We start from the raw sequence: 9,461 nt of genomic DNA on the forward strand, positions 1-9,461 counted from the left end.
ACGAGCAAGCGTGGAGTGCGTGCGAAACGGCCCCGTTCAACGCGCGGGGCTGCGCAATCCGTCGCGCGGGACAACCATCTGCAGGACGCAGGCGCTGCCCACTGAGATCTCCGCCGCGATCAGTGCGCAGCGGTGTCCGTGGACGCGTCCGGTTCGGCCCAGCGGCGCTGGATGTCCTGCGCGCGCGGCAGCAGGTCGAAGAAGGCCTCGACCAGGCGCGGCTCGAAGTGCAGGCCGGATTGCTCGCGCAGGTGGGCGAGAGTGCGTTCGAGCGGCCAGGCGGGCTTGTAAGGTCGCACCGAGCTCAGCGCATCGAACACATCGGCGACCGCGACGATCCGCGCGTCCAGCGGAATGTCCTCGCCGCGCAGGCCGTGCGGATAGCCGCTGCCGTCCCATTTTTCGTGGTGCCCCAGCGCGATGTCATGCGCGCGTCGCAGCAGGCCGCCGCTGTGGCTGCCGATGATCTCGGCGCCGATCAGCGGATGTCGTTGCATCTCCGCCCACTCCTTTGGATCGAGCTTGCCGGGCTTGCGCAGGATCGCGTCGGGGATACCCATCTTGCCGATGTCGTGCATGGGCGCGGCGTGCAGCAGCTCTTCGGCGTCTATGGCATCGAAGCCGATCGCCTCGCCGAGCAGGCGCGAGTAGTGGCTCATGCGGATCACGTGCAGGCCGGTCTCGTTGTCCTTGTACTCGGCCGCGCGGCCGAGCCGCTGCACGATCTGCAGGCGGGTCTGGCGCAGCTCGTCGGCGCGCACCAGCGACAGGTGGGTGCGCACCCGTGCCCGCACGATCGGTGGGCTGATCGGCTTGGTGATGTAGTCGACCGCGCCGGCCGCGAAGCCGCCGGTTTCGTCCTGTTCCTCGGCCAGCGCGGTGACGAAGATCACCGGGATGTGGGCGGTGCCGGCATCCGCCTTCAGGCGTTGGCAGACGGTCAGCCCGCTCATGTTCGGCATCATCACGTCGAGCAGAATCAGGTCGGGCCGCTCGCTGCGGGCGAGGTCCAGCGCGATCGCGCCATCGGTGGCGAACAGCAGCCGGTAGTCGGGGTTGAGCACCTGCCGCAGCACCTGCAGGTTCAGCGGTTCGTCGTCGACCAGCAGCAGGCGCGGACGGCGGTCGCCTGGCGTGCTCATGGGTGGCTGTCCTCGCTGACGTCGAGCTGCGCGCGCAGGGTGTCGATCGCCTGCCGTGCGGCGGCGAAATCGAAGGCTTCGAGGGCGTCCAGCAGCGGCCGTCGCGGCGTCAGCGGCAGGCTGTCGGCCAGATCCGCCAGAGCCTGTTCGTCCAGCTCGCCGTGGTCCAGCGCGCGCGCCAGGGTCGTGAGTGCAGCGTGCGCACGGGCGGGGTTGGCGAGCACCAGAGCGTCCTCAGCCGTGTCGGCGTCTTCCGATGCGAGCTCCGCGCGGATGCGGGCGAGGGCGGCGCGCAGGGCGGCGCCATCGCTGTCTGGATTGCGCGGCGGCTGCTCGCGCAGGGCGGATTCGATCGAACCTGCCAGGGCTGCGAAGTCCATCAGGCCCAGGTTGGCGGCGGTGCCGTGCAGCCGGTGCGCCAGGGCGAGGTCGGGCACGGGATTCAGCGCGAGCCCGGCCTCGGCTTCGTCGCAGAATCGCTGCGCAGCCTGCAGCATCGGACTGCGCCCGCCCCACAGCGCAACCCCGCGCACCCAGTCGACCACCTCGTGGCGTCGTTCCGGCACCGACAGATGCAGCGGATCGGGCACCAGCGCGGCGGCCGGCGCCAGCACCCGCGCCAGCTCGCGCACCAGCGCGTGCGGCTCCAGTGGCTTCACGCAGAAGCCGTCCATGCCGGCGGCGCGTGCGGCGCGGCGGTCCTCTTCCAGCACGCTGGCGGTCAGCGCCAGCACGGGCAGACGCGGCCGCGCCTGCAGGCGTTCGTGCTCACGCAGCAGGCGCGTGGCGGCGAGGCCGTCCAGCACCGGCATGTGCATGTCCATCAGCACGGCGTCGAAATGTTCATCCGCGAGCAGGGCCAGGGCTTCCTCACCCTGGCTGGCAGTGCGCACGCGGTGGCCCATGCCGCCGAGCACGTGCAGCATCAGCTCAAGATTCTGGGCGACATCGTCGACCACCAGCAGATCGAGCGGCGGCAGCGGGGCCAGCGCTTCCTCGTCGCGGTTGGCCGGCGCCTGGCCGATGCGCAGCGGCAGCACGACGCGAAAGCAGCTGCCTTGGCCGAGCGTGCTCTCGACCTCGATATGCCCGCCCATCAGTTCGACCAGCTGACGCGCGATGGTGGTGCCCAGCCCGGTGCCACCAAAGCGGCGGGTGATCGAGGCATCGGCCTGGGCGAAGGGCTCGAAGATCCGCTGCAGCCGCGCCGGCTCGATGCCGATGCCGGTGTCGATGATGCTCAGACACAGCTGCTCGCCCTGGCTGTAGGCGCGCAGGCAGACCGTGCCGGCCTCGGTGAACTTGACTGCATTGCCGAGCAGATTCACCAGCACCTGCTGCAGGCGGGCGGGGTCGCCGCGCAGGTAGCGCGGCAGGCCGGGGTCCCACTCCAGCTGCAGGTCCAGCCGCTTGCGCTCGGCGCTGATCCGCAGCGAGGCGGTCACCTGCTCGCACAGTTCACGCGGGTCGTAGTCGCTGTCTTCGATCTCGATTGCGCCGCGTTCGAGTTTTGCGGTGTCGAGAATGCCGTTGAGCAGGCCCAGCAGGGAGCGCGCGGAATTGCGCACGGTGCGCAGGTGGCGGCGCTGGGCGTCCTGCAGCGGGGTGTCGAGCAGCAGTTCGGCGAAGCCGAGGATGGCATTCATCGGCGTGCGGATCTCGTGGCTCATGTTGGCGAGGAAGGCGCTCTTCGCCGCGGCGCCCTGTTCGGCGCGCTCCTTGGATTCGCGCAGGCTGGATTCCAGCTCGCGCAGCGAGGTGAGATCCACACAGAACAGCACCACATGCGAGGGCCGGCCGTCGGCATCCATGATCGGGTTGAAGGCCAGCCGTACCCACAGGCGACGTCCGCCGCGGGTGCGCATGTCGACATGCCCGCGAACCACTTCGCCGCGCGCAAGCGCCTGCCACAGCGCGCGCTCCGCCGCCTCACCCTCGGCATCCAGCGGACCCTTGAGGAACTGATGTGGCTGGCCGTCGAGTTCACCCAGGGTGTAGCCGGTGAGGTCGAGAAAATTCTGGTTGGCGTGGCGGATGTGGCCGTCCATACCGAACTCGACCAGCGCAAGTACGCGGTCGACCGCGGCCGCCAGGCTGGCGTGTTCGGCCTTGCGGCGCTTGTTTTCGGTGATATCGAAGATCACCCCGTCGATCCACTGCAGCTCGCCCTGCGCATCGAGCACGCCGCGCGAAGTCTCCGAAACCCAGCACTCGCTGCCGTCGCGGCGGCGGATGCGGTACTCCAGCCCGACCCAGGGGCGGTCCTCGGCCAGGGCCGCCTCGACCACGGCACGGCAGCGCGCCTCGTCGTCTGGATGGTTGATCGCGGCGAAGCTGGTTTCGCCCTTGAGGAAGGCCGCCGCTGACCAGCCGGTCAACGCTTCGATGCCATCGCTGACGAACAGCATCGACCACTGCACATCGTTGCGGCAGCGGAAGGCCACGCCCGGCAGGTTGGCGATCAGGGTGCGGGTCTGCAGCTCCTGCTCGCGCAGGCTCTCGGACAGCGCCTGGCGCTCGCTCAGGTCGCGAACAAAGGCCACGAACAGCGGCCGGCCCGGCACTGCCGCGCGGCCGAGTGACAGCCGTATGGGGCGCAGCTCGCCGCTGCGGGTGAGTGCGTGCAGCGACTCGTCCTCACCGAGTTCGCGTGGTTCGCCGCTGTCCAGCAGCTGCTGGAACTCGGCCAACAGCCGAGGCTGCAGGGCCGGCGGGATCAGCATGCGCAGGGTGCGGCCCAGCACCTCTTCGGCGCGCCAGCCGAACAGGCGCTCGGCGCCGCGGTTGAAGTTCTGGATGCGGCCGGCGCTGTCTGCGGTCAGGATCGCGTCGACGGCGGTGTCGAGGATGGCGCGCATGCGCTCCTCGTCTGCGCGTGCCCGCAGCGCCAGCGCGCGGAACCGGCTCAGCGAATGCAGGCCACCGATCAACAGACCGAACACAATCACGACGCCAGCGATGCCGAGCGCCATGCCGGTGCTGGCGCCGCTGTCGGCGACACAGTCGGGGTCGGGCGTACCCACGAAACGCGCCGAGGCCATGCCGACGAAATGGATCAGGCTGATCGCGGCGGCGATGACCGCCGCGCTCAGCGTCGAGCCCAGCCAGGCGGGGATCCGGTTCGCGCCGCGCAGACGCACTTCCAGGCCGAGCCCGAGTACGCAGGTCAGCCCGGCCAGTATCAAAGTGGCCGCGAACCACAGCGGGTCGTAGCGCAGAAGGGCGGACATCTGCATCGCCGACATGCCGATGAAGTGCATCGCGCCGATGCCCGCCGCCAGCAGGCTGCCCGACAGCAGCAGGCGCCACAGTGGCACCTGTGGATGGCTGATCAGGCCGAGGCCAACCCGAGCGCCCAACACGGCCGGCACGATCGACAGCAGGGTGGGGCCGAACGCATAGCGCACGGGTGTGCACAGGTCGAACGCAAGCATGGCGATGAAGTGCATCGCCCACACACCACCGCCGAGCGCCAAAGCGCCTGCGGCCAGCGGCAGCTCGCGGCGGCTGAAGCCGTGCCGGCCGCGCGCGGCCTGGGCCAACGGCAGGGCCAACAGCGCCGACAGCAAGGCCACGCCGATCGCCAGGCTGACCAGGGCAGGATCGTGCTCACCGATCAACAGTGGGGTCGGCGCGCCGTCGCGAAAGAGAAAGAACGCTTGCATGGACGCGAGGCGCGGCATTCCGGGGCGAGTCGGGTCGGGGATGCAAACGGCATGCCCTCGCTGCGCTGGCGCTGGCCCCGCTGTGCTCAGCGCAGCGAGGCGCGCTCAGCACTCCTGGCGCGGTCAAGGGCGGGCTCGGCTGTCTCGATTTCACCTGCAGGTCACCATCGCGCGCCAGCTTGACCTGCATCAGTGCCCGCCACTGCCGCCACGGCCGAGCATCGCTCCCACTATCGAAGCGTGAGGAGACTGCAGTCGTGAACATCGAAAGAAAGCTCTGGCTGGGCCTGATCGCCCTGCTGGCCGTTTCGTTCTCGGTGCTGCTGTGGGTGGGCAGCGAGATCCATCGGCAGATGCCGCCGGTGCCCGAGCAGGTGCGTTCCGACAGCGGTGAGGTGCTGTACACCCGTGCCGACATCGAGACCGGGCGCCAGGTCTGGCAGTCGATCGGCGGCCACCAGCTCGGCTCGATCTGGGGCCACGGCGCCTACGTGGCGCCGGATTGGACCGCCGACTGGCTGCATCGTGAGGCCGTCGCCTGGCTGGATATCGATGCCCAGGCCCTGCATCAGCGCGCCTATGCCGAGCTGCCGGCCGACCAGCAGGCCGCCGCGGTCGCGCGCCTGCAGCCGCAGATCCGGCGCAATACCTTCAATGCCGAAGACATGAGTGTGGTGGTGCCGGCCGCCCGCGCCGCCGCGATCCGCCGCGTCGCTGCGCACTACGCCTCGCTGTTCGGCAGCGATCCCGAGCTGGTCGACCTGCGCCGCGCCTATGCGATGAAGAACGGCACCGTCGCTGAGGCCGAACACCGCCAGGCGCTGACCGCCTTCATCTGGTGGACAGCGTGGTCAGCGGTCACCGAGCGACCGGGCAAGCCGATCAGCTACACCAACAACTGGCCATATGAGCCTCTGGTCGGCAATACGCCTGCGCCGGAACTGATGCTGTGGACGGTGTTCAGCGTGCTGTTCCTGATCGCCGGCATCGCCCTGCTGGGCTGGTTCCATGCGGTGCAGAAGGAGCACCCGATGCCGGCACTGCCGAAGATCGACCCCCTGAGCCTGATCACGGTGACGCCGTCGATGCGCGCCACCGCCAAGTACTTCTGGCTGGTGATCGCGCTGTTCCTGACCCAGATCCTGCTCGGCGCGCTGACCGCGCACTACCAGGTCGAGGGCCACGACTTCTACGGCATCGCGCTGGCGGAATACCTGCCCTATTCGCTGACCCGCAGCTGGCACACCCAGCTGGCGGTGCTGTGGATCGCGACCGCCTGGCTCGGCATGGGCCTGTACATCGGCCCGGCGATTTCCGGCCACGAGCCGAAGTTCCAGCGACTGGGGGTGAACGTGCTGTGGGTGTGTCTGATCATCATCGTGGTCGGCGCCTTTGTCGGCCAGTGGTTCGCGGTGATGCAGAAACTCGGCCTGGCGCATAACTTCTGGTTCGGTCATCAGGGCTGGGAGTACGTCGACATCGGCCGCTTCTGGCAGTGGTTCCTGTTCCTCGGCCTCGGCATCTGGCTGATCCTGGTCGGCCGCACCCTGGTGCCGGCGATCCGCCGCGGCGGCGAGCACAAGTCGATCACCACCCTGCTGTTTCTGTCGACCGTGGCGATCGGCGTGTTCTACGGCGCCGGCCTGATGTACGGCGAGCACACCCATCTGTCGATGGTCGAGTACTGGCGCTGGTGGGTGGTGCATCTGTGGGTGGAGGGATTCTTCGAGGTCTTCGCCACCGCGGTGATCGCCTTCCTGTTCACCAAGCTCGGCCTGATCCGCGCCAGCACCGCCACCGCCGCGGTGCTGTTCGCCACCATCGTGTTCATGGCGGGCGGCGTGCTCGGCACCCTGCATCATCTGTACTTCACCGGCACCCCGACGGCGGTGCTGGCCTTGGGCGCGAGCTTCTCGGCGCTGGAAGTGGTGCCGCTGGCATTCCTCGGTTTCGAGGGCTATCAGACCTACAAGCTCAGCTCGGCCACGCCGTGGATGCGCCGCTACCACTGGCCGATACTGTTCTTCGTCGCGGTGGCGTTCTGGAATGTGGTCGGCGCCGGTTTGTTCGGCTTCCTCATCAACCCGCCGCTGCCGCTGTACTACATGCAGGGCCTGAACTTGACCCCGCTGCACGGCCACACCGCCCTGTTCGGCGTCTACGGCATGCTCGGCATCGGCCTGATGCTGTTCTGCCTGCGCGGCATCAAGCCGCTGGTGGAATGGAACGAGGGCGCGCTGAAGACATCGTTCTGGACCCTCAACATCGGCCTGGTGGCGATGGCGGTGTTCACCCTGTTGCCGATGGGCATCATCCAGCTCAATGCCGCGTTGGAGCACGGCTACTGGTATGCCCGCTCGGCCGACCTGATGCAGCAGCCGATCATCCAGATGCTGGTGTGGATGCGCGTGCCAGGCGACACCGTGTTCAGTGTCGGCGCGCTGGCCCTGGCCTGGTTCGTGGCGCGGCTGTGGATACTGCCGAAACCGCAGTTCGAAGCGCCGGCGGGTGAGGTGGAAGCGCGAACCTGAGTTGAACCCTTGATGTGCAAACAGCGGGCGGGGCCGACAAGCCCCGCCCGCTGCGTTTACGGCGTCCGTGCGCGACGGCCCGTCTGGCGGCGCGAGCGCAGAATCCGACCGGCCTGACCTGGATCAGGGATCCGCCCAGGCCCACGCGCGCAGACTCGGGCCATGGACACCCTCAAGCTTCCCGCCGAGCTCGCCCGCACGCTTTCCGCTGCGCCGCATCGGCTGCTGTTCTTCATCGGCGCCAGCAATGTGCTGGCGGCGATGCTGTGGTGGACGCTGTGGCTGATCAACCCGGCGGCACTGCCGGCGAGCAGCGTGCCGGCCGGCTGGATGCATGCCTTCATCCTGCAGTACCAGGTGCTGCCGAGCTTCTTCTTCGGCTTTCTGATCACCGTGTTTCCGCGCTGGATGGGCCTGCCTGAGCCCACCCGCTGGCACTACGTGCCGGTCGGCCTCGGCCTGTTCAGTGGCCAACTGCTGTGCCTGCTGGCGATGTTCAGCGGCTCGGCCCTCGCCCTGCATCTGGGCGTGATCAACACGTTGGCCGGCTGGGCCGCCGGGCTGGTGGTGCTGGGCCTTTCCCTGCTGCGCGAACGCGGCACCACCTGGCATGCGCTTTCGTGTTTCGCCGCGCTGCTGCTCGGCTTCGCCGGCCTGCTGGGGTTTGCGGTGTATCTGCACCACCCCGACCCGCGGCTGGCGTTCGCGGTGATCAAGTTCGCCAGCTTCGGCCTGCTGCTGCCGGTGTATGCCACCGTCGCCCACCGCATGTTTCCGTTCTTCGCCGCCAACGTGGTGCCCGGCTATGTGCCGTGGCGGCCCCTGTGGTTGCTGGTCGCGCAGTGGCCGCTGTGGCTGGCGCATCTGGCGCTGGAGCTGATGCACGGCCATGCCTGGCTATGGCTGGTGGATCTGCCACTGCTGGCGCTGGCGACACTGAGCCTGCGCCTCTGGTGGCCGCGCGGGCCGATGCCAAGCCTGCTGCGGGTGCTGTTCGTCGGCTACGCCTGGCTGCCGATCGCGCTGGCCCTGTACGCGGTGCAGAGCCTGTGGATGTTCGTCAGCGGCGAGTTCGTGCTCGGTCGCGCACCGGTGCATGCGCTGTCGATCGGATTGTTCGGCAGCCTGCTGGTGGCGATGGTGACGCGGGTGACGCAAGGCCATTCCGGTCGGCCGCTGCAGTTGGGTTGCGTGGCTTTGGTTGCCTTTGTGGGTATGCAGATAGTTGCGGTGTTGCGGGTGGTGGGGGAGGTGGTGAGCAATCCGATGGATTGGTATCGGGCTGCGGCGCTGGGGTGGGTGTTGGTGTTTTTGCCTTGGGTTGTTGGGGTGGGGTGGATTAATTTGCGGCCGCGGGTGGATGGGAGGGTGGGGTGAGTGGTTCTGTTGGTGGCGCAGGAGCTTTCGGTTGGCCCTGCGGGGCAGCCCATTCACCCGCGGGAGCAAGAGCTTTCGGTCGGCCCTGCGGGGCAGCCGAGTCACCCGCGGGAGCAAGAGCTTTCGGTCGGCCCTGCGGGCCAGCCGAGTCACCCGCGGGAGCAAGAGCTTTCGGTCGGCCCTGCGGGCCGTCCGAGTCACCCGCGGGAGCAAGAGCTTTCGGTCGGCCCTGCGGGCCGTCCGAGTCACCCGCGGGAGCAAGAGCTTTCGGTCGGCCCTGCGGGCCGTCCGAGTCACTTTCTCTTGAGTGGCCAAGAGAAAGTAACCAAAGAGAAGGCCACCCCTCGTCCGCGCCCTACGCGCATCCATGCGCTTCGGGTTCGCGTGAGGCGGTCGGGGTTCGTGGACAGTGCGTCCCTGCACTGTCACGAACCTCGCCGGCATCCCTGCCGGCGACCCTACGGGCGATTTGACCGCCTCCCGCCGCTCCCCGGGGGCCCCGGGTAGAGCGCGGGCTTCCTGCCCGCAGAAGCTGGAGCGCAGCCGAAGCCGAAGCCGAAGCCGAAGCCGAAGCCGAAGCCGAAGCCGAAGCCGAAGCCGAAGCCGAAGCCGAAGCCGAAGCCGAAGCCGAAGCCGAAGCCAAGCCAAGCCAAGCCAAGCCACAACGCGCCTCAACCTGAGCCCCTCTCCCCGTGGAGCGAGTCGGGGCCGTTTGTCGGCTGCCGGTGGCAGCCGACGGCCCTGCG

General features: G+C 68.6%; 5 protein-coding genes. 2 read left to right on the forward strand and 3 right to left on the reverse strand.

Annotation, left to right across the window (positions count from 1 at the left end):
• Positions 1-119: 119 nt before the first annotated feature.
• Positions 120-1,142 (reverse strand): HD domain-containing phosphohydrolase, encoded by a 1,023-nt coding sequence (locus ACIQ7H_RS16840; RefSeq protein WP_395793623.1) that lies wholly within the window; start codon positions 1,140-1,142, stop codon positions 120-122.
• Positions 1,139-4,807, reverse strand: a complete 3,669-nt coding sequence (locus tag ACIQ7H_RS16845; protein ID WP_395793625.1) for a PAS domain S-box protein — start codon at positions 4,805-4,807, stop codon at positions 1,139-1,141. Before ACIQ7H_RS16845 ends, ACIQ7H_RS16840 begins: the two co-directional genes overlap by 4 nt.
• Before the next feature lie 257 nt (positions 4,808-5,064).
• Here ACIQ7H_RS16845 and ACIQ7H_RS16850 point away from each other — a divergent pair, with 257 nt between their 5' ends.
• Both ACIQ7H_RS16850 and ACIQ7H_RS16855 read left to right on the forward strand, forming a co-directional pair.
• The gene (locus ACIQ7H_RS16850; protein ID WP_395793627.1) at positions 5,065-7,338 is read left to right on the forward strand and encodes a nitric-oxide reductase large subunit; all 2,274 of its coding nucleotides are present in this window, start codon (positions 5,065-5,067) and stop codon (positions 7,336-7,338) included.
• Between the two features lie 162 nt (positions 7,339-7,500).
• Positions 7,501-8,715, forward strand: coding sequence for an NnrS family protein (locus ACIQ7H_RS16855; protein ID WP_395793629.1), 1,215 nt, complete (start codon positions 7,501-7,503; stop codon positions 8,713-8,715).
• Positions 8,716-9,173: 458 nt separating this feature from the next.
• Here ACIQ7H_RS16855 and ACIQ7H_RS16860 read toward each other — a convergent pair whose 3' ends face one another.
• Complete coding sequence (locus ACIQ7H_RS16860) at positions 9,174-9,380, reverse strand: hypothetical protein (RefSeq protein WP_395793631.1); 207 nt, start codon at positions 9,378-9,380, stop codon at positions 9,174-9,176.
• Positions 9,381-9,461 lie beyond the last annotated feature (81 nt).

This window comes from Aquimonas sp., assembly GCF_044377145.1.
In the GTDB taxonomy this organism is placed as follows: domain Bacteria; phylum Pseudomonadota; class Gammaproteobacteria; order Xanthomonadales; family Xanthomonadaceae; genus Aquimonas.